The organism is Qipengyuania benthica, from assembly GCF_030717865.1.
Classification (GTDB): Bacteria; Pseudomonadota; Alphaproteobacteria; order Sphingomonadales; family Sphingomonadaceae; genus Qipengyuania; species Qipengyuania benthica.
Map to the genome: position 1 here is coordinate 12,676 of NZ_JAVAIL010000007.1, position 19,281 is coordinate 31,956.

Sequence of the window (19,281 nt, forward strand, 5' to 3'; positions counted from 1 at the left end):
TTGCGTTGTGTTAGCGCTGCCCGGTCGCCCTTGGACGTTTCTGGGGCCGGTGCTTACGGGTAGGTGACGGTCTTCGGCGCGCCTCTGGGAAGAGGAATACGCTCCTCGGAATCGCCCGGTACCTCGGGAAACCGCCGCTCGCGCCAGTCTTCCTTGGCCTGTTCGATCCGCTCGCGGCTCGAGCTGATGAAGTTCCACCAGACATGGCGCTGGGTGGCTAAGGCTTCACCCCCGAGCAGGATCACTCGCCCGCCCTGGTCCGATCTCAGTGTCATGCTGCGTCCGGGCTCGAGCACGGTGAGCGTGTAGAGATCGAGCGTGGTGCCATCGATGCTCGCCGCGCCGCCGACCAGCATCAACGCGCGCTCGTCGGCGCTCGGCTCGATCGGGATAGAGCCTCGAGATTCCAGCATGATTTCGGCGTATATTGTCTGGGCATAGGTCGTGACCGGCGCGCGCTCGCCCCACAATTCACCCATCACGACAGTCGCTTTCGCGCCCTTGTCCGCGATCACCGGGAGATCGACCACCGCCTCGAACGCCGGGTCGATCTCCTCGCGCCCATCGGGCAGCGCCAGCCAGGTCTGCATCCCGTAGAGCCGGGGCCCGGTCTCGCGGTGCTCCTGCGGCGAGCGTTCCGAATGCACGATGCCGCTCCCGGCGGTCATCAGATTGACCTGCCCAGGCCGGATGGTCGAATAGCTGCCGAGGCTGTCGCGATGATCGATGGCGCCCTCGAACAGCCAGGTCACCGTCGCCAGGTTGACATGCGGATGCGGGCGCACGTCCATCCCGGCGCCGATGTCGAGCTGCGCGGGGCCGAACTGGTCCACGAAGATGAAGGGGCCGATCATGCTGCGTTCGCGCGCGGGCAGCGCGCGGCGGACCTGGAACTGGCCGAGATCGTGGGTGGTCGGCACGATGGTCTGGGTGATCATTGGGCGTCCAGTTCGGGATAGTGGCGGAAGATGCCGTCCTCGTTGAAGGGAATCCGGCGTTCCGATTGCAGATAGGCAGCGATGCCTGACAGTTCGGCAACGGCATCGCGGCAGGCGAATATGCGCGGGTAGTCGGACTCGATCTGCGCCATCCGGTTGGGGAAGGCGTAGCGAAGCCCCTCGACCAGCTGGAACAGCGAAGTGTCGACGTGGCCGAAGCCATCGGCGCGGCAGAACGGCCCGGAATTCACCCCGAGCGCGGTCTCGAAATGGTCGAAATATTTCGGGATGCGCTCCTCGCGGAAACCCTTCGCTGCGGTTGCGGCGGCCTCCTTCTGATCTTCGTAGTACATACCGCCCCCGACCGGATGATGCGTATTATGCGCCTCGGCGACGAAATCGGTGATCGTCAGCTGGAGCTGGATCAGGTGGAGATCGGTCTGCGGGCCGCCGCTTCCCAGATCGTGGCGGTCGGTCAGCCAGGCGAGGATATGCGCCACCTGCGCGATGGCGATTTCATCCTCGCCGTCTTTGGCGACGAGATAGGGCGGGGCATAGGGTGCGAAACCGCCGCTCTTTTCGCGCGCTTCCATATCCTCGACCAGCGCCTGCGCGTCGCTCTGTCGCGCCCGGTCGCGATAGGGGATATCCGCCGCTTCCATGAACAGCCGGACGAATTCGCCGCGGCCCTGGATGCCGGGCCAGTACCACAGATCGTAGCTCATGGCGTCGGCGCCGAGGCCTGGATCGCCAGCGCATGAACCCGTTCGCCGGGGATGTCGCCGAGCGCCTTGTTCACCATCCGCTGGCGTTCGAGCCGGCTCTTCTCGGCGAAGGCGGGTGCCTCGATCACCACGGTGAAATGCGATTCGCCGCTGCCGTCGTCGCCCGAGTGGCCGCTGTGCTTGGCGCTGTCGTTGACCACCTCGAGCCGCGTCGGGGTAAATGCCTCGGTGAGCAGGCGTTCCATTTCCTGCTGTACGGTTCCGGCCATGCGATTTTCTCCTTCCGGGGGTTTTCTAACGCGTCGGGCTTCCCCATCCTAATGCGAATGCGCACGACAAGGTTTCATGGCCGCTATGAAGCGGAAGGAAGAAGGTGTGAACATCCGGCCTGCAACGAAGCAGGCGAATTCCGGGCACCGGGCGGCGGGGGGCACGGCTTCGACGGGCCGGGCAATTGGCGCTGGATGTGCCTCGACCATGTTCGCGAGTTCAACGCCGGCTACGACTGGTTCGAAGGCATGAGCGTGGATGAAATCCTGGATGCCCAGGGGGTTGCGTCCGGGTGGCGGACCGAAAGTTCGACCTTCCGACCGACTGCGGGGGTGGACGGGATGCCGCGCTGGGCCGATTTCGACGATCCGCTCGATGCAATCTCGGCGCGCGCCGGCGGGATCCGCAGCCGCGCCCGGCGCGAGGCCGAGATGGCGATGGACGGGCGCTTCAGCCGCGAGGAGGCGCAGGCGCTGGAGGAAATGGGGCTGGGGCTCGATGCCGACCGGACGCGCCTGCGACGGCGCTATTCCGAACTCGTGCGGCGCTACCACCCCGACCGCAACGGCGGCGACCGCAAGTTCGAAGCGCGGCTGGGCCGGGTGGTGGAAGCCTATCAGTTGCTGCGCAAGAGTTCGGCGATGGGCTGACGAGAATCGTCCGAGCAGCCATTCCCTAAAGCTCGATTACACTTGAAGTTTCAATTCGGGATACGCTGCCGGATCGAGGGGCTTCAGCTCTGACGGAACGCCCAGCGCAGCGTCTTGCCCATTCCCCAGGTCGCGGCGCGCGCGGGCAGCGCGATCAGCCCCGGCCGGTCGAGCCCGAGCATCGAGCGGGCGAAGGGCGGCAGCAACGCCACCGCCTCGGAGCCGAGAATGCTCTGCACGGCAGGCGGCGCGCCCTCGGGCCGCTGGTTGAGAACCAGCTCGGCAATCTCGCGCGCCTGCGGGGAGGCCGCCAGATCGTGGCGTAATTCGCGGAAGATCGCCTCCGCCTCGCTCTGGTCTACCGGCACCGGATCGGCGCCCAGCGCCTTGGCGATCACCGCGAACTGGCGGTAATATTCGTCCTTGGCGTGGTTGGGCATGTCGGGCCGGACGTAGCGGACATAGGCAGCCAGGAAGCTGGTCGCTTCGGCCACATGCACCCAGGCCAGCGTGCGCGGATCGCGTGCGAAGTAAGGGCTGCCATCGGGCAAGGTCCCATCGACATGCGCGTGAATCCCGTTGACCCGCTCGATCGCGCTCATCGCCTCGTCGCGATGACCGAAGGTGGTGGTGGCGATGAAGCGCGCGGCCCGCCGCAGCCGCCCATGCATGTCGCTGCGGAAGTTGGAATGGTCGAGCACGCCCTGCAGCGCATGCGGGTGGAGCATCTGCAGCAACAGGCTGCGGATGCCCCCCACCATCATGCTCACCACATCTGCATGCACCATCCGGATCGGCGAATCGCGCTCGAACAGGGCTTCATCGGATGGCGGGACCGGTTGCTGGCCACCCTCGACATCGTTGAACACCGCGCGAACGCTGCCGACAAGGCGCTGGCGGAGTTTTTCGGAAAGGTCGGCTTGCGGCATCGTCAGCCAATATAGGGTTGGCGCAGCGCGGATAAATGCCTAACCCGCCGAAGCGATGAACGACATGACCGAAAAGAGCTTCGACGCCTCCTCCAAAACCGTGCTGGCCGCGCCCGACACCGAGGTCGACGTGCGCGAGGTCTTCGGCATCGATATCGACTGGAAGGTGCCGGCCTTTTCCAAACCCGACGAGCGCACCCCCGATCTCGACGAGGCCTATGTCTTCGATGCCGACACGACGCTGGCGATTCTCGCCGGCTTCGCGCACGATCGCCGGGTGATGGTGCAGGGCTATCACGGCACCGGCAAATCGACGCATATCGAACAGGTCGCGGCGCGGCTCAACTGGCCCTGCATCCGGATCAATCTCGACGCGCACATCAGCCGGATCGACCTGATCGGGCGCGACGCCATCGTGCTGCGCGACGGTCTGCAGGTCACCGAATTTCGCGAAGGCCTGCTGCCCTGGGCGCTCCAGCACCCGGTGGCGCTGGTGTTCGACGAATACGACGCCGGCCGCCCGGACGTGATGTTCGTGATCCAGCGCGTGCTCGAACAGCAGGGCAAGCTGACGCTGCTCGACCAGAACCGCGTGATCCGCCCCGATCCCAACTTCCGGCTGTTCGCCACCGCCAACACCGTCGGGCTGGGCGACACCAGCGGGCTCTATCACGGCACACAGGCGATCAATCAGGGCCAGATGGACCGCTGGAACATCGTCATCGGGCTGAACTATCTTCCCGCCGAGACCGAGCAGGCGATCGTCGCGGCCAAGAACCCCGATGCCGACCCCAAGCTGCTGGCCGACATGGTCAAGGTCGCCGATCTGACCCGGCAGGGCTTCATCAACGGCGATATCTCGACCGTGATGAGCCCGCGCACGGTGATCACCTGGGCGCAGAACAACGCGATCTTCAAGAACGTCGGCTTCTCCTTTCGGCTCTCCTTCCTCAACAAGTGCGACGAGGAAGAACGGATGCTGGTCGCCGAATATTACCAGCGCGTCTTCGGCGAGGATCTGCCCGAGAGCGTGGTCGGCAAAAACTGACTCCGGCGGGTCTGGCCCCTCCTGTGTTGTTCTGTTAACACAGTAGCCGCATGGGCCTGTTCGATCCTTTCCGCCGCAAGCAGCCCGAGCCCGAACCGGCGTCGCACAGCGGCTATTACTCGCTGCACGACGGGTTGGGCGAGGATCCCGCTTACGACGAATGGGATGCCCGGCTCGACGAGGTCGACCGCCGGCTTTCCGGCGAGCACGATTCGGGCGGCACCTATCGCCTGCAACGCGAACCGCGCGGCGCCGAACGCTGGTGGCAGCGCGCTTACTGGCGCGACCGGCGCAAGCGCTGGTGGGCAGGGCGGATCATCGCCGCCGCGCTGGCGCTGTTCGTGCTGCTCGTCGCCTGGCTGGCGATCACCGCCCCGCTCAACAAATCGCTCCAGCCGATCGCGCCGCCGATGGTCACGTTGCTGGCCGCCGACGGCACGCCGATCGCGCGCAATGGCGCGGTCACCGACGAACCAGTCGTCGTCTCCGATCTCCCACCGCATGTGGTCGAGGCCTTCATGGCGATCGAGGACCGGCGCTTCTACGACCATTGGGGAGTCGATCCGCGGGGCGTGGCGCGCGCGGTGTTCATGGGGGTGGGCGGCGGCTCGACCATCACCCAGCAGCTGGCGAAATTCACCTTCCTGACCCCCGAACAGACGCTGACCCGCAAGGCGCGCGAGATGCTGATCGCCTTCTGGCTGGAAAGCTGGCTGACCAAGAACGAGATCCTCGCGCGTTATTTGTCGAACGCCTATTTCGGCGACAACGTCTACGGCCTGCGCGCGGCGAGCATGCACTTCTTCTACCGTCGGCCCGAGAACCTCACCGTCAGCCAGGCGGCGATGCTGGCGGGGCTGGTGCAGGCGCCGTCGCGCTTCAACCCCGTCAAACATTACGACCGCGCGGAGCGGCGCCGGCTGATGGTCGTCGATGCCATGGTCGCCGCCGGATACCTGAGCGAAGCGGAGGCGCAGCGCCTGCGTCCGCCCGCGCTCGATGTCCGGCTCAAGAGCGATCTGCCCACTGGAACCTATTTTGCAGACTGGGCGCTGCCCGAGGCGCGCGAGCGGACCAGCGGGGGCTACGCCCGCCAGACGCTCACCACCACGCTCGACAGCCGCTTGCAGTCGATCGCCCGGGTGGTGACCGGACGTCCGGAACTGCGCGGGGCGCAGGTCGCGCTGGTCGCCATGCGCCCCAATGGCGAGGTGGTGGCGATGATCGGCGGGACCGATTACGGCAAATCCACCTTCAACCGTGCGACCCAGGCCAAGCGCCAGCCCGGATCGACCTTCAAGCTTTTCGTCTATCTCGCCGCCCTGCGCGCCGGCTGGGACCCCGACGACCGGATCGCCAACACCGCGATCGAGGAGGGCAGCTATCGCCCGAAGAATTCGCGCGAGCGCTATTCGGAAAGCCTGACGCTGCGCGAAGCCTTTGCCCAATCGAGCAATGTCGCCGCGGTGCGGCTGTTCGGCGAGGTCGGCTCCGAGGCGGTGATCGAGACCGCGCGCGATCTGGGCGTAACCTCCGCTCTGGCCGAGGGCGATCCCAGTCTCGCGCTCGGCACCTCGACCATGAGCCTGCTGGAGCTGACCGCCGCCTATGCCGGGGTCGCGGCCAACCGCTATCCGGTCGATCCCCACGCCTTCGCCCGCGAGGAACCGAACTGGTGGGATCGGTTGTGGGACGGCAGCGACACGCTTTCTGGGCGGGTTCATTCCGACATGGAGGACATGCTGCGCCACGCGATCAACCAGGGCACGGGGCGCGCAGCGATGCTGCCGGGGCCCAATTTCGGTAAGACCGGCACCACGCAGGACAATCGCGATGCGCTGTTCGTCGGCTATGCAAACGATCTGGTAGTCGGGGTGTGGATCGGAAACGACGACAATTCGCCGCTCGACGGGATCAGCGGCGGCGGCTTGCCCGCGCAGATCTGGAAGGATTTCATGCGTCAGGCCGGCGGTGCGAGTGGGGCCCCCCGGGCCAATCCGACCGAGCGCGCCGATCCCGGCGGCCCGGTCGAGCCACAGGATGTGCCCGAGCTCGAGGACATCCCGTTCGAGGACGGATCGCGGCTGCGGTTCGAGGATGGCGAGATGATCTATTCGACCGATGTCGAAGGCGTGGATCTCGACCTGCGGGTCGGGGAGGACGGCATGCGCGTCGATTCGCAGCGGTTCGAGGAAGTCCGCCGCCGCGCCGAGGAAGCGACCCGCGAACGGATCGAACGCGAAGAGGAGCGAATGCGCGAACGCTACGAGGCAGAGCGGCAGCGGCTAGAGGAGCAGGAGCGCTAGCTAGGTTGCGAAGAGAACTGCGCTAGGGACCGCCGAAAAAGCGCGCTCGGGCGCACAACAACACGCGTCATCCCAGCGGAAGCTGGGATCTCCTTCGGGTAGAGGACCGGGAGGCGAGCGATCCCAGCTTTCGCTGGGATGACGGAGAGTTGCTAGGCTGCGGCTTCCGCATCCCCCATCAGGATGTTCATCACCGCGCTGGCGATCGGTTTGGCCTCGTCGTCCTGCCAGGCCTCGACGCTGAGATTGGCGGTCCGGCGGCCCAGCTTGACGATCCGGGCCCTGGCGAAGCTTGGCCGCGTCTTGCCGCTGCGCAGGAACTGGACGGTGATGTTGATCGGCTTCATCTGCGCCACGCGCCCCGAGCGCGCCAATTCCGCGCGCAGCGCGCCGTAGCCGGCGGTCTCGAGCAGACCGCTGATTGCGCCGCCATGCAATGCGCCGGGGCGTCCCTGCACCGCATCGGAGAATTCGACCCGCAGCACGGGCACATCGTCTTCCCAGCGATCGAGCGCGATGCCGAGCGAGCGCGCATAGGGCGTGACGACCTCGATATCGCGCGGATCAGCCACTGGGCAGCTCCACGTGACGCGCATCGATCGACATGAAGACCGCCTGCATATGCGCCACCGGGTCCTCGGCGTCGCCGTCATGCGCGATGCCGCGCACGAAGGCGGCCGAGCGGGTCAGGCGATAGCATTGCGCGCGTCCGAAAACGCTTGATCGCGCGCGGGCGGGGCGGGTGTAGTCGACTCGCAGGTCGAGCGTCGCGATGGCGCGGAAGTGGCCCATCCGGGTCCAGATCGCCAGCCCGCTGGCCATGTCCATCAGGCTGATGATCGGGCCCGAGGCGAGCACCTCGCGGCCGTCCTCGCCCAGCAGGTCCTCGCGCCAGGGGAGTTCGAGCTCGACCCAGTCCTCGCCATGGTCGCGATAGGCGAGTCCCAGCCAGCCATTGTGCGAACGCGCCGTCAGGAACGGCGCAGCCTGCGCGGGATCGAAACGGGGGTGCTCATCGGCCATTACCGCTCGCCCTGCCGCGCGGCGCGGGCGAATACAATGGCTAAAGCTCAATTGGTCAGCGTGTCGATCGCGCCCTGGAGGATGATCGCGGCGGCGTGGCTGTCGATCCGCTCGGCGCGCTTGGCGCGACTCATGTCCTGCCCGATCATCGCCGCCTCGGCGCTGGCGGTGGACCAGCGCTCGTCCCACAGCAGCACGGGCAGCGCCAGCGCGGCGGCGAGATTGCGCGCATAGGCCCGGCTCGCCTGCGCGCGCGGTCCTTCGCGCCCGTCCATATTGCGCGGCAGACCGATCACCAGTCCCTTGATCGAGCGCTGCTGGACGAGCTCGCGCAGCTTGCCGCAATCGGCGGTAAACTTGCCGCGCGGCAGGGTCTTGCCCGCGGTCGCGAAGCGCCAGCCGGCATCGCAGGTCGCGAGGCCGATGGTGCGGGTGCCGAGATCGAGACCGAGCAGCACCCCGCCATCGGGCAGCTGCTCGTCGAACGCGGCCGCGCTGTCGGTTACGATCCCGCCGGCGTCCATGCCGATACCCGTTCCAGCACGTCCTTCTGCACATTCGCCCAGAACAGTGGAATGTCGTAAACGTGGTAATTGTTGCCCGGCAAGACGCCTTCGCCCAGCTCGGGAGGGTCGCCGATCAGCAGCAGGCCTGCGGCATCGCACCGTGCCGGAACCGCTGCCGGGACGAGCTCGCCGCGCGAGAGGCTTTCGTCGGGGACTAGCGTACCGAGATTGCTGCTGGCGGGCGCCGCGCCATTGGCGCCACCGGTAAGGGGATTGACGCACAGGATCGGCCCGTCGCCGCGCTGCTGACCATCCAAACCCGGCGTGCTGCCGTAGCGACGCATCAGGAAATCGGGATCGTTGTCGTCGGCGAAGCTGGACCAACCCAAGATGCAGCCGGTCTGCCCGGGCGCCGCGCAGGCCGGAAAAGGAAGCGCGGGAAGGTCATGGTCGATCGAGATGGGCCAGCCCGGGGCGTAGACGGCGGCCACGCGGTTCTCGAGTTCGGTGTCGGCGACCTCTTCCATCAACAACCGCAGAATATGCAGCGCGCCCTGGCTGTGTCCGGCGAGCACGATCGGCTTGTCCGGATCCACGCTCTCGACGAAATAGCGGAACGCCTCGCGCACATCGGCATAGGCCGCATCGATCGCCAGCTTCGCTGCGGGTTTGTCGGTCAGGAAGGCGCCAACCGCGGCCTGACGGTATTTCGGCGCCCAGATCTCGTCCGCGGCATTGAACGGGCTGGCGAGCCCGCGCAGGAAGGTGCGGGCGCGTTCGTGCGTCGTCCGGTCGGCAAGGCTGGCGTTCCAGTCGCCACCCGCCTGGATATAGCTGGTCGGGGGAACGAAGAAGACCGCGAACTCGGGCGTTTCCGCCCGTGCAATCGGATCGGCGCGGCGGCTGCTCTCGGGCGCGAGCGCGCCCGGGACGTCGCCCAGCGTGCGCTCTGCGGCGGGTGCTTCGGGGGAAGGCTCGCGAGTCGCCGGATCTTCGGGAGGCTCGGCGAGGGCGGGCTGATAGCGTGCCGGATCGTCGGTGCCGATCCCGGGGCGCGAGTACCACATTCCCGGGTCTTCATAGGCGTTTGCGGGCAATGCCTCCTGCTCGACGAATTCGCCGCGCGGCACGAAGGCGATCTCGGTCGCCTCGCGCGACCAGATCGACAGCGCGACCCCGCCCAGGATCACGGCGACAATGACGAATGCGATGAAATAGAGAAACTTACGCGCCATTCCTTGCCGCCTCTCCAGCTTGGTCTTCCTCGTCCGCAGTCTCGGCGCGCCGTTCCAGCGCAACCTTGATCATCGCCAGCAGGGGGTCGGCCAGGAACAGGCCGATGATCCCGAACAGGATGCCCATGACAAGCTGCGCCGCCAGCACCACTGCAGGCGCCAGATCGACCGTCTTGCGGGCGATCATCGGCACCACGACGTAGCCGTCGAAGTTCTGCACGAACAGATAGACGAAGATCGTGTAGAGCCCCATGTCGAGCCCGCCGGAGAAACCCACCAACACCATCAAAACGCCGGAGATGATGGCCCCGAGATTGGGGACGAAGGCGAGCAGGCCCGTCAGGATCGCCAGCAGCGCGGCCATCGGCACCGCACCGACGCCGATCAGCGGGCCGACGAAGGCCAGCATGACATAGGTGAACACGCCTTCGATCAGCATGCCCAGCAAGCGTCCCGCCATCAGCCGGCGCAGCGTCTGCGCCATCCGCGTCGCGGTCAGATAGAAGGAAGCCCGTCTCGCGCGCGGCAAGGTCCAGGCGACCCCACGTTCGTAAAGCTGCGGCTCGAGCGCCACATAGACCCCGATGATCACGATCAGCACCACCGTCGTAAGTCCGCCCAGCAGCCCGCCCAGCGCGCGGGTGAGCGTGCCGATCCCGCTGGTGATGCTGCTTGCATAATTCTGCAGCTGGGATTGGCTGATCTCGATCCCCTGCGCCTGTAACCAGCGGACCAAATCGGTAACCTGACGTTCGACGATCGCAGGGAATTGCGCCGCCTCGCTCGAGATCGTCGCGCCGATGAAGTAGCCAAGCCACACGAGGAAGGCGACGGTCAGCAACAGGACGATCGAGACGCGCAGATAGCGCGGTATCGACAGGATTCGTCCAAGCAGGCGTGCGCCTCCGTCGATCATTGCGGCGAACACGAGGGCACCGAAAACCACCAGCAGCGACTGGGCGATGTAAACCGTGAGGATCATCCCCCCGACCACCAGCGTCCAGACGAACGCCCGCCGGGCTTCGTACAGCAGCCGCGGATCGGAAATGCGCGATGGGCTGTTGCCCAGATCCTCTCTCGCAAGTTCGGCGGGAGAGGCGAAGCGGCTCTCGGTTTCGCCCTGCGCGGATGCGTTGGCGGAAGGGCCGCTCATGGTGCTATTCGGCCCGTTCGGCAAGCGGCGGACGCAGCGTGGACCAGGCGCGGTCGGCGCGCAGCGAAGTGATCCAGCTGACCGGGTTGAGGCTGGTGGTGCCATCGAGCGAGAAGGTAATGAACTCGGCGCGACCGCCGATGTTCTCCAGCGGCACCGGTCCGCCGAGCCCTTGCGCGAAGATCTCCGCCCGGCTGTCGGCCGAATGGTCGCGATTGTCGCCCATCACGAAGACATGGCCTTCCGGCACGGTGATCTCGGGATAATTGTCGAGATACTGGTCCTGGTGATCGATGATGAGATAGCTCGCGCCATTGGGCAGCGTTTCGCGCCGCACGGGGATTTCATAGACCGATTCGCCGTTCGGCTCGCGCATCAGATAGGGGGCGAAATCGCCCATGCAGGGGTCGCCATTGCACAAATGCCGGTCGTAATCGGCGGGGATGCGCAGTGCCGGCTCGACCTCCTGCGGCACCGCCTCGCCATTGAGGATGATCCGCCCGTCGCGAACCGCGATCCGATCGCCGGGCAGCGCGACCACGCGCTTGATGTAGTCCTCGTCGCGGGTGGGGTGGACGGGGATCACGACATCGCCGTATTCGGGCGTATCGCCAAAAATGCGCCAGTCGCCGCGCGGAGCGAGATGGAAGCTGATCGACGACCAGTTCCAGCCATAGGGATATTTGCTCACCACCAGCCGGTCGCCCACGAACAGATTGGGCAGCATCGACGTGCTGGGGATGTAGAAGGGTTTCGCGACGAAGCTGTGGAAGGCGAACACCGCCAGCAGCATCAGCGCCAGCCCGCGCAGTTCGGCAAGCCAGTTGACGCGCTCGCCCTTGCTGTCGGCAGACGCATTCTTCGCTGAAGGATCGGTCGCGGCGATGGTGTCGGAACTCATGTGGGCAGGGCCTCGATGACAACCAGGGCCTGCGCCCATGGATGATCGTCGGTGAGGGTGAGATGAATATGCGCCTCATGGCCGGGCGGAACCATTTCCGCAAGCCGCTTCGCCGCGCCGCCTTCCAGCGCCAGAGTGGGAGCGCCGGAAGCGGCGTTGACCACCCCTATGTCCTTCATGAACACCCCGCGTCGGAACCCCGTGCCGATGGCTTTGGAGAACGCTTCCTTCGCGGCGAATCGCTTGGCATAGGTGCCCGCAATGGTGAAGGGGCGGCGGCGGGCCTTGGCGCGCTCGGTCTCGGTGAAGACGCGGTTCTCGAAGCGCTCGCCGAAGCGATCGAGAGAGGACTGGATTCGCTCGATATTACACAGGTCCGAGCCCAGGCCGATGATCACCTCGCGTCGTCCATCAATTCGCGCATCTGCCGCACGGCCTGTTCGAGTCCGACGAAAACCGCCTCCCCCACGAGATAATGCCCGATGTTGAGCTCGGCGATCTGCGGAATGGCGGCGATCGGCTGGACGTTGTCGTAGGTGAGCCCGTGGCCGGCGTGGGGTTCGATCCCGTTCTTTGCTGCCAGCGCGGCCATGTCTGCGATGCGGCGCAGTTCGCGCGCACGTTCTTCGCCGGTGGCGTGGGCATATTCGCCGGTGTGGAATTCGACTACCGGGACCTTGAGCCGCAGCGCCGCTTCGAGCTGGCGTTCCTCGGCCTCGATGAACAGGCTGACGCGGATGCCGTGGTCGAGCAGCCGCGCGACGATAGGCGCGAGGCGGTTGTCCTGACCCGCGGCATCCAGCCCGCCCTCAGTGGTGCGCTCCTCGCGTTTTTCGGGAACGATGCAGGCGGCGTGCGGCCTGTGCGCCAGCGCGATGGCGAGCATTTCCTCGGTCGCCGCCATCTCGAGGTTGAGAGGAAGGCCGGTGGCTTCCTGGATACGTTGCAGATCGCCGTCGCGGATGTGACGACGGTCTTCGCGTAAGTGCGCGGTGATCCCGTCGCCGCCCACTGCGGCGACGATCTGCGCCGCGCGGACGGGGTCGGGATGCTCGCCGCCGCGCGCGTTGCGGATGGTGGCGACGTGATCGATGTTGACGCCCAGCCGCAGCGGAACGGGCCTCGTCTCTGGGTGAGGCGTCTGGCTCAAACCTTGCGGCTGCCCGGTTTGGTTATGGGAATGGCCGCCAGTTCTGCCGGCAGTTCGTCCTCGGCATAGGTCGGGAAATTGATGTCGAGCAGCGCGAAGAAGGGGACGCCCAGATCCAGCGTCTCGTCCGAACGATCGACGAGCGCGACTTCGGCGATCACCTCGCCACCTTCGCGTTCCACCGCCGCGATCGCTTCGCGGCTCGAGAGGCCGGTGGTGACCACATCCTCGACCATCAGCACCTTCTGGCCCGGTTCGATGCGAAATCCCCGGCGCAGATGGAACTCGCCCTCGGGGCGCTCGAGGAAGATGGCGTCCTTCTCGAGGCAGCGGCCGACTTCGTGGCCGATGATCAGACCGCCCATCGCCGGGCTGACCACGAGATCGACCTGCGAACGAATCTCGCGGGGCAATTTCTGGCACAGTCCGCGCGCCAGCCGCGCGGCGCGATCCGGGTTCATCAGCACCCTCGCGCATTGCAGGTAGTGGCCCGAATGGCGGCCCGAGGAGAGCAGGAAATGCCCTTCGAGCAGCGCTTCGCTGGCGCGGAAATCGGCGAGGATGTATTCGTCGTTCATATCAGCGCGAGCACAAAGCGATTTGCCGGCCATTGCGCAAGAGGCAAACGACCTTGCGCATTTTTTGCCCCCTTGCGCTTGAGGCGCGGTGAAAGCCTGCCTATAGGGCGACACAACTCGGCCATTGGGCGACTTGTGTCGCGTCGCAGGCCGGTATCCGCGGCGGGAATTCCGCCCGTGCCAGTGAAACGGGACAATATGTCGAGCATTCAATTTTCTGCCGCCCATCGCGGGGCTTTCCGGATTTTCGCAGCCCTGTTTGCTGCGCTTGTGCTGGCTTTCGGCTGGCAGGCCGCGAGCGCGCAATCGACCCTCGAGCCCGGCGATCTCGTCGCCCCGGCACCGGCGGTGACGCCGCCCGCCGCGCTGGAACAGATCGATCCGGCAGTGGCTGCCGATGTCGCCGACCCCGATGCGGTCGTGGCTGGCGCCGACACCTACAGCCCGCTGGCGCCGGTCGAGGGCAAGGGGATGCCGAGCGATGGCCTCCTGGACATCCAGGACCAGTTTTCCGAGGACGGGCGGTTTGCTTACGATCTGCACATCGGGCTCGTCTGGATGATGGCGCTGATCAGCCTGTTTGTGCTCGGGCTGCTGCTTTATGTTGTGCTGCGCTTCAACCGCAAAGCCAATCCGGTGCCGTCGAAGACAACGCACAATACGACCATTGAAGTGATCTGGACCGTGGTTCCGGTGCTGATCCTGGTGGCCATCGCGATTCCGTCGATCGGCCTGCTGGCCAGGCAGTATGAAGTGCCCGGCGAGGACGCGATCACGATCAAGGCCACCGGCTACCAGTGGTACTGGGGCTACACCTATCCCGACAATGGCGATTTCGAGATAATCTCGAACATGCTCGACGAGGAAGAGGCCCTGGCCCGGGGTGAACCGGGGCAGCTCGCGGTCGACAACCGCATGGTCGTTCCTGCCGGGGTTCCGATCCGGCTGCAGGTTACCGCTGCCGACGTCATCCACAGCTTCGCCGTCCCGTCGCTGTGGTTCAAGCTCGATGCGGTTCCGGGGCGCCTGAACGAGCGCCTGCTCGAGATCGAAGAGCCCGGCGTCTATTACGGTCAGTGTTCGGAACTGTGCGGCGCGCGTCATGCCTATATGCCGATCGCGGTCGAGGCTCTGCCGCTCGACCAGTGGCGGGCATGGGTTCGCGAGCAGGGCGGCACCTTTGCCGAGGACGAGGCAGCCGCTGCCGCGACCGACGCTGCCTTGCCGCCGCTTCAGGGGCCCGAGAGTGCCGTTCCCGGTGCTCCGGGCGCGGGCGCTGCGCCGACCCAAGACACGTCGCCGACCACGTAAACCGAATTTCAGCGAACGAAGAGACCACCCATCATGGCCACCACAGCCGACGCATTCCAGGCCCATGCCGACGATCACGCGCATGACCATGCCGATCACAAGCCGGGCTTCTTCGCCCGCTGGTTCATGTCGACCAACCACAAGGACATCGGCACGCTCTACCTGATCTTCGCGATCATCGCGGGCATCATCGGCGGTGCGATCTCGGGCATCATGCGGATGGAACTGGCCGAACCCGGCATCCAGTACCTGACCTGGTGGGCCGAGTTCATGGCCGGCACGTCGGATATCGATACCGCGCTGCACATGTGGAACGTCTTCATCACCGCGCACGGGCTGATCATGGTGTTCTTCATGGTCATGCCGGCGATGATCGGCGGTTTCGGCAATTGGTTCGTGCCGCTGATGATCGGCGCGCCAGACATGGCCTTCCCGCGGATGAACAATGTCAGCTTCTGGCTGACGGTCGCCGGATTCTTGAGCCTGATGGCCTCGCTCTTCTTTCCGGGCGGGACCGGTCCGGGAGCGGGGACCGGCTGGACGGTCTATGCGCCACTCTCCACCACCGGCAGTCAGGGTCCGGCGGTCGATTTCGCGATCTTCTCGCTCCACCTGGCGGGCGCGGGCTCGATCCTGGGCGCGACCAACTTCATCACCACCATCTTCAACATGCGCGCGCCGGGCATGACCCTGCACAAGATGCCGCTGTTCGTGTGGTCGGTGCTGGTCACCGCCTTCCTGCTGCTGCTGGCGCTTCCGGTGCTCGCCGCCGCGATCACCATGCTGCTGACCGATCGCAATTTCGGTACCACCTTCTTCGATCCGGCCGGCGGCGGCGATCCGGTGCTCTACCAGCATCTGTTCTGGTTCTTCGGCCACCCCGAGGTCTACATCATGATCCTGCCCGGCTTCGGCATGATCAGCCAGATCGTCGCGACCTTCAGCCGCAAGCCGGTGTTCGGCTATCTCGGCATGGCTTACGCCATGGTGGCGATCGGCGTGGTGGGCTTCGTGGTCTGGGCGCACCACATGTACACCACCGGTCTCGATGTGAACACGAAGATGTATTTCACCGCCGCGACCATGGTCATCGCGGTCCCGACGGGCGTGAAGATCTTCAGCTGGATCGCTACGATGTGGGGCGGTTCGATGGAGTTCAAGAGCCCGCTGGTCTGGTCGCTCGGCTTCATCTTCCTGTTCACGGTCGGCGGCGTGACCGGTGTCTATCTCGCCAATGGCGGCGTCGACGACGTGGTCCACGACACCTATTTCGTGGTCGCGCACTTCCACTACGTGCTGTCGATGGGCGCGGTGTTCTCGCTGTTCGCCGGGTTCTACTACTGGTTCCCCAAGATGAGCGGGCGGATGCATTCCGAACTGCTCGCGCACCTGCACTTCTGGGGGTTCTTCATCGGTGTGAACGTGATCTTCTTCCCGCAGCACTTCCTCGGCCTCAACGGGATGCCGCGGCGTATCCCGGATTATCCGGCGGCGTTCGAGTACTGGAACAACATCAGCTCGGTCGGCTATCACATCATGGCCGCTTCGATGCTGCTGTTCTTCGCCAATCTGATCTACGCCTTCACCGTCGGCAAGAAGGCCCCCGCCAACCCCTGGGGCGAAGGTGCGACCACGCTGGAATGGACGCTGTCCAGCCCGCCGCCGTTCCACCAGTTCGAGACCCTGCCGGTGATCGAGGAACATCACGATTACCACGACCACCGTCAGGACGTTCCGAAGGAAACGAGCGTCTGAGCGGTCGGTCATAACAAATTAACGAGCGGCCGGTCCCAATGGGGCCGGCCGTTTGCGTTGACGGCAGGCACACAGACGACGCATTCCTGTCGTCAGAGGAGATGTTCATGACTAGGACCAGTCCAGAGATGCGCCTGATCGATGTTGGAGAGCTATCGCTGCGCTGTGCGATCTCCGGAGAGGGACCGCTGGTCGTCTTCGTCCATGGTTTTCCCGAGAGCTGGTACAGTTGGCGCCACCAGATCGGCCCCGTCGCCCAAGCCGGATTCACTGCCTGCGCGATCGACGTGCGCGGCTATGGCGGTTCCGACAAGCCCGAAGCGATCGAAGCCTATGCGATGGAGCGGATCGTCGGCGATCTGGTCGGATTGAGGCAGGCGCTCTCGCCCGATCAACCCGCGGTGCTCGTCGGGCATGATTGGGGCGCGCCGATCGTGTGGAATTCGGCGCTGACGAACCCTGAGCATTTCCGCGCCGTCGCGGGTTTCTCGGTGCCCTTCGGCGGGGTGCCGAACCGGCCTTTCACCGAGGTTTTCCGCGAGCATTTCACCGCCAAGGGGCGGTTCTTCTATCAAGAGTACTTCCAGGAGCCCGGCGTCGCGGAGGCCGAGGCCGAGGCGGACCCGCGCGAGTTCGTCCAGCGGATGATGTATTCGATCTCGGGCGATGTGCCGCCGGGAGACTATTGGGACAAGGCGCTGGGCGCCACATTTCTCGAAGGACTTCCCGAACCGCAACCGGTCGAGTGGCTGAGCGAGACCGATCTCGATTTCTACGAAGACGAATTTCGAACCTCCGGTTTTCGCGGTCCGCTCAACCGCTATCGCAACCATGAACGCGATTACGAATGGCTGCAGCAATTCGCCGGAAGGCTGATCGATCAGCCCGCGCTGTTCATCGGCGGCGATCGTGACCCTGCATCCTTCCTGTTCGGCGCGATCGAGGATCCGGTGGGGTTCACCCGCATGTTCGTCCCGAACGTCGAGGGATGCATACTCGAGGGCTGCGGGCACTGGACCCAGCAGGAAAAACCCGACGAAGTGAACCGCCTGCTGCTCGACTGGCTGCACCGGCTCTAACGCCCTTTCGCGCCGGGCCTTGTGCGTCTATATGGCGCTCACACCATGCCCCAGACCGTACCCCTTGTCCTGCCCGCCGATTGGCGCGACTTCTTTGCTCTGACCAAACCCCGGGTGATGAGCCTGGTGATCTTCACCGGGCTGTGCGGCCTGCTGGCAGCTCCCGGAGCGATCCATCCGGTGCTCGGATTTACCGCCATCCTGTGCATCGCGCTGGGCGCGGGAGGGGCGGCGGCGCTCAACCAGTGGTGGGAAGCCGACATCGACGCCGGGATGAAGCGGACCGCCAAACGCCCGCTCCCGGCCGGCCGGATGCAGCGCGGCGATGCCCGCGACTTCGGGATCGCGCTGTCTGTGACCTCGGTTCTGGTCATGGGGCTGGCGATCGGCTGGCTGGCGGCTGCGATCCTGGCGCTCTCGATCGTCTATTACGCCGTGGTCTACACCATCTGGCTGAAACCCCGTACGCCGCAGAACATCGTTATCGGCGGCGGTGCCGGCGCGTTTCCACCGCTGATCGGCTGGGTCGCGGTGACCGGCGAGATCACGATGATGCCGGTGCTGCTGTTTGCGATCATCTTCTTCTGGACCCCGCCGCATTTCTGGGCGCTCGCGCTGTTCGTGAAGTCGGATTACGCCAAGGTCGGCATCCCTATGATGCCGGTCGCCCGCGGCGAGACCAGCACGCGCCGCCAGATCTTGGCCTATGCCCTGCTGTTGGTGCCGATCGCGGCCGCCCCGTGGCTCATCGGCGGAACCGGCCTGGTTTACGGACTTGCGGCGCTCGCATTGTCGCTTGCCTTCCTTGCGCTTTCGCTCCCCGTCGCTTTCCGGCAGACCGGCACCGACGATGCAATGAAGCCCGAGAAAAGGCTGTTCGCCTTCAGCATCCTCTACCTCTTCGCGCTATTCGCGGTGCTGGTTGTGGACCGGGTGCTGGTCGTCAATGGAGTGACCGCATGACGCCCGAAGAAGAAACCGAATTCAAGCGCCGCCGGCGCAGCCGCAATCTCGCGCTGGGCGCGGTGCTGCTGTTCTTCGTGGTGCTGTTCTACGCGATCACGATCGTAAGGATGGGCGACTGAGCATGACTACGGCCACCCTCGACAATCGCAACGCGCGGACCGCCTTCTTCGCGTTCTTGGGCGCCGCCGCCATGCTGGGAATGGGGTATGCTGCAGTCCCGCTCTACAACCTGTTCTGTCAGGTTACCGGGTTCGGCGGGACGACCCAGCGCGCCAGCGAATCCGATGCGGCGCTGGCTGCCAAGATGGCGCAGAGCGCAGGTGGAAGAACGATGTCGATTCGCTTCGACGGCAACACCGCAACCGACGTGCCGTGGACCTTCCGGCCAGAGCAATCGACCGACACGGTCCAGATCGGCCAGCGCGATCTGGCCTTCTACACCGCCCGCAACGACAGCGATGTGCCCATCACGGGGACCGCGACCTTCAACGTCGAGCCCGAACAGACTGGGCGCTACTTCAACAAGATACAGTGCTTCTGCTTCACCGAACAGGTGCTCCAGCCTGGCGAGGAGATCCGCATGCCGGTGCTCTACTACGTCGATCCCGCGATTCTCACCGATGAGAACGCCAAGGATGTCGAGCAGATCACACTGAGCTACACCTTCCACCGCGCCAAGGACCGTCCGGAAAGCGGCGGCGAGTAAGGCACTGGACCCGGAGCGCGAGCCGCTTTAAGGGCCCTCACATCCGATCCAG

The 19,281-nt window shown here is 65.4% G+C and carries 22 protein-coding genes; 9 read left to right on the top strand and 13 right to left on the bottom strand.

Annotated elements, in window-relative coordinates; genetic code table 11:
- Window positions 1–53 precede the first annotated feature (53 nt).
- The 3 genes from Q9K01_RS14735 to Q9K01_RS14745 are packed head-to-tail and all read right to left on the bottom strand — an operon-like array spanning window position 54 to window position 1,932.
- On the bottom strand, window positions 54–938 hold the full coding sequence (locus Q9K01_RS14735; RefSeq protein WP_305930883.1) for a pirin family protein: 885 nt from the start codon (window positions 936–938) through the stop codon (window positions 54–56).
- Window positions 935–1,663: a glutathione S-transferase gene (locus Q9K01_RS14740; protein ID WP_305930884.1), complete on the bottom strand. Its 729-nt coding sequence runs from the start codon at window positions 1,661–1,663 to the stop codon at window positions 935–937. Before Q9K01_RS14740 ends, Q9K01_RS14735 begins: the two co-directional genes overlap by 4 nt.
- Window positions 1,660–1,932 carry a BolA family protein gene (locus Q9K01_RS14745; RefSeq protein ID WP_305930885.1) on the bottom strand — a complete coding sequence of 91 codons (273 nt, stop codon included), beginning with the start codon at window positions 1,930–1,932 and terminating at the stop codon, window positions 1,660–1,662. Before Q9K01_RS14745 ends, Q9K01_RS14740 begins: the two co-directional genes overlap by 4 nt.
- 57 nt (window positions 1,933–1,989) lie before the next feature.
- Between Q9K01_RS14745 and Q9K01_RS14750 the strand changes: the two genes are divergently transcribed.
- Window positions 1,990–2,583, top strand: coding sequence for a J domain-containing protein (locus Q9K01_RS14750; protein WP_305930886.1), 594 nt, complete (start codon window positions 1,990–1,992; stop codon window positions 2,581–2,583).
- An 83-nt stretch (window positions 2,584–2,666) separates the two neighbouring features.
- On the opposite strand, the gene Q9K01_RS14755 is transcribed toward Q9K01_RS14750, so the two are convergent.
- Entirely contained in the window at window positions 2,667–3,512 is an 846-nt protein-coding gene (locus tag Q9K01_RS14755) for an oxygenase MpaB family protein (protein WP_305930887.1), read from the bottom strand.
- Window positions 3,513–3,567: 55 nt separating this feature from the next.
- Between Q9K01_RS14755 and cobS the strand changes: the two genes are divergently transcribed.
- On the top strand, window positions 3,568–4,560 hold the full coding sequence (gene cobS / locus Q9K01_RS14760; RefSeq protein ID WP_305930888.1) for a cobaltochelatase subunit CobS: 993 nt from the start codon (window positions 3,568–3,570) through the stop codon (window positions 4,558–4,560).
- A gap of 50 nt (window positions 4,561–4,610) precedes the next feature.
- Entirely contained in the window at window positions 4,611–6,866 is a 2,256-nt protein-coding gene (locus Q9K01_RS14765; RefSeq protein WP_305930889.1) for a transglycosylase domain-containing protein, read from the top strand.
- A 152-nt stretch (window positions 6,867–7,018) separates the two neighbouring features.
- Here Q9K01_RS14765 and Q9K01_RS14770 read toward each other — a convergent pair whose 3' ends face one another.
- Genes Q9K01_RS14770 through pyrE form a run of 9 tightly spaced genes read right to left on the bottom strand, consistent with a single transcriptional unit; the run spans window position 7,019 to window position 13,412 of the window.
- Entirely contained in the window at window positions 7,019–7,438 is a 420-nt protein-coding gene (locus Q9K01_RS14770) for a PaaI family thioesterase (RefSeq protein ID WP_305930890.1), read from the bottom strand.
- Entirely contained in the window at window positions 7,431–7,889 is a 459-nt protein-coding gene (locus Q9K01_RS14775; protein WP_305930891.1) for a PaaI family thioesterase, read from the bottom strand. The genes Q9K01_RS14770 and Q9K01_RS14775 overlap by 8 nt, the downstream gene beginning before the upstream one ends.
- Before the next feature lie 47 nt (window positions 7,890–7,936).
- The gene (gene ruvX, locus Q9K01_RS14780) at window positions 7,937–8,413 is read right to left on the bottom strand and encodes a Holliday junction resolvase RuvX (RefSeq protein WP_305930892.1); all 477 of its coding nucleotides are present in this window, start codon (window positions 8,411–8,413) and stop codon (window positions 7,937–7,939) included.
- Window positions 8,392–9,630 (bottom strand): DUF3089 domain-containing protein, encoded by a 1,239-nt coding sequence (locus tag Q9K01_RS14785; protein WP_305930893.1) that lies wholly within the window; start codon window positions 9,628–9,630, stop codon window positions 8,392–8,394. Before Q9K01_RS14785 ends, ruvX begins: the two co-directional genes overlap by 22 nt.
- Window positions 9,620–10,783 (bottom strand): AI-2E family transporter, encoded by a 1,164-nt coding sequence (locus tag Q9K01_RS14790; RefSeq protein ID WP_305930894.1) that lies wholly within the window; start codon window positions 10,781–10,783, stop codon window positions 9,620–9,622. The genes Q9K01_RS14785 and Q9K01_RS14790 overlap by 11 nt, the downstream gene beginning before the upstream one ends.
- 4 nt (window positions 10,784–10,787) lie before the next feature.
- On the bottom strand, window positions 10,788–11,684 hold the full coding sequence (gene lepB / locus Q9K01_RS14795; RefSeq protein ID WP_305930895.1) for a signal peptidase I: 897 nt from the start codon (window positions 11,682–11,684) through the stop codon (window positions 10,788–10,790).
- Complete coding sequence (gene acpS, locus Q9K01_RS14800; protein WP_305930896.1) at window positions 11,681–12,082, bottom strand: holo-ACP synthase; 402 nt, start codon at window positions 12,080–12,082, stop codon at window positions 11,681–11,683. The genes lepB and acpS overlap by 4 nt, the downstream gene beginning before the upstream one ends.
- Window positions 12,079–12,834 carry a pyridoxine 5'-phosphate synthase gene (locus Q9K01_RS14805; RefSeq protein WP_305930897.1) on the bottom strand — a complete coding sequence of 252 codons (756 nt, stop codon included), beginning with the start codon at window positions 12,832–12,834 and terminating at the stop codon, window positions 12,079–12,081. Before Q9K01_RS14805 ends, acpS begins: the two co-directional genes overlap by 4 nt.
- The gene (pyrE, locus tag Q9K01_RS14810; RefSeq protein WP_305930898.1) at window positions 12,831–13,412 is read right to left on the bottom strand and encodes an orotate phosphoribosyltransferase; all 582 of its coding nucleotides are present in this window, start codon (window positions 13,410–13,412) and stop codon (window positions 12,831–12,833) included. The genes Q9K01_RS14805 and pyrE overlap by 4 nt, the downstream gene beginning before the upstream one ends.
- Between pyrE and coxB the strand changes: the two genes are divergently transcribed.
- From coxB to Q9K01_RS14840, 6 genes are all read left to right on the top strand, one after another.
- Entirely contained in the window at window positions 13,353–14,723 is a 1,371-nt protein-coding gene (gene coxB / locus Q9K01_RS14815; RefSeq protein WP_422785333.1) for a cytochrome c oxidase subunit II, read from the top strand. The genes pyrE and coxB overlap by 60 nt on opposite strands.
- 33 nt (window positions 14,724–14,756) lie before the next feature.
- On the top strand, window positions 14,757–16,478 hold the full coding sequence (gene ctaD, locus Q9K01_RS14820) for a cytochrome c oxidase subunit I (protein ID WP_305930899.1): 1,722 nt from the start codon (window positions 14,757–14,759) through the stop codon (window positions 16,476–16,478).
- A gap of 107 nt (window positions 16,479–16,585) precedes the next feature.
- Window positions 16,586–17,557: an alpha/beta fold hydrolase gene (locus Q9K01_RS14825; protein ID WP_305930900.1), complete on the top strand. Its 972-nt coding sequence runs from the start codon at window positions 16,586–16,588 to the stop codon at window positions 17,555–17,557.
- A 45-nt stretch (window positions 17,558–17,602) separates the two neighbouring features.
- Window positions 17,603–18,520 (top strand): heme o synthase, encoded by a 918-nt coding sequence (locus Q9K01_RS14830; protein ID WP_305930901.1) that lies wholly within the window; start codon window positions 17,603–17,605, stop codon window positions 18,518–18,520.
- Window positions 18,517–18,642, top strand: a complete 126-nt coding sequence (locus Q9K01_RS14835; RefSeq protein ID WP_305930902.1) for a hypothetical protein — start codon at window positions 18,517–18,519, stop codon at window positions 18,640–18,642. Before Q9K01_RS14830 ends, Q9K01_RS14835 begins: the two co-directional genes overlap by 4 nt.
- Before the next feature lie 2 nt (window positions 18,643–18,644).
- Window positions 18,645–19,229 carry a cytochrome c oxidase assembly protein gene (locus Q9K01_RS14840; protein ID WP_305930903.1) on the top strand — a complete coding sequence of 195 codons (585 nt, stop codon included), beginning with the start codon at window positions 18,645–18,647 and terminating at the stop codon, window positions 19,227–19,229.
- The last annotated feature ends 52 nt before the right edge of the window (window positions 19,230–19,281 follow it).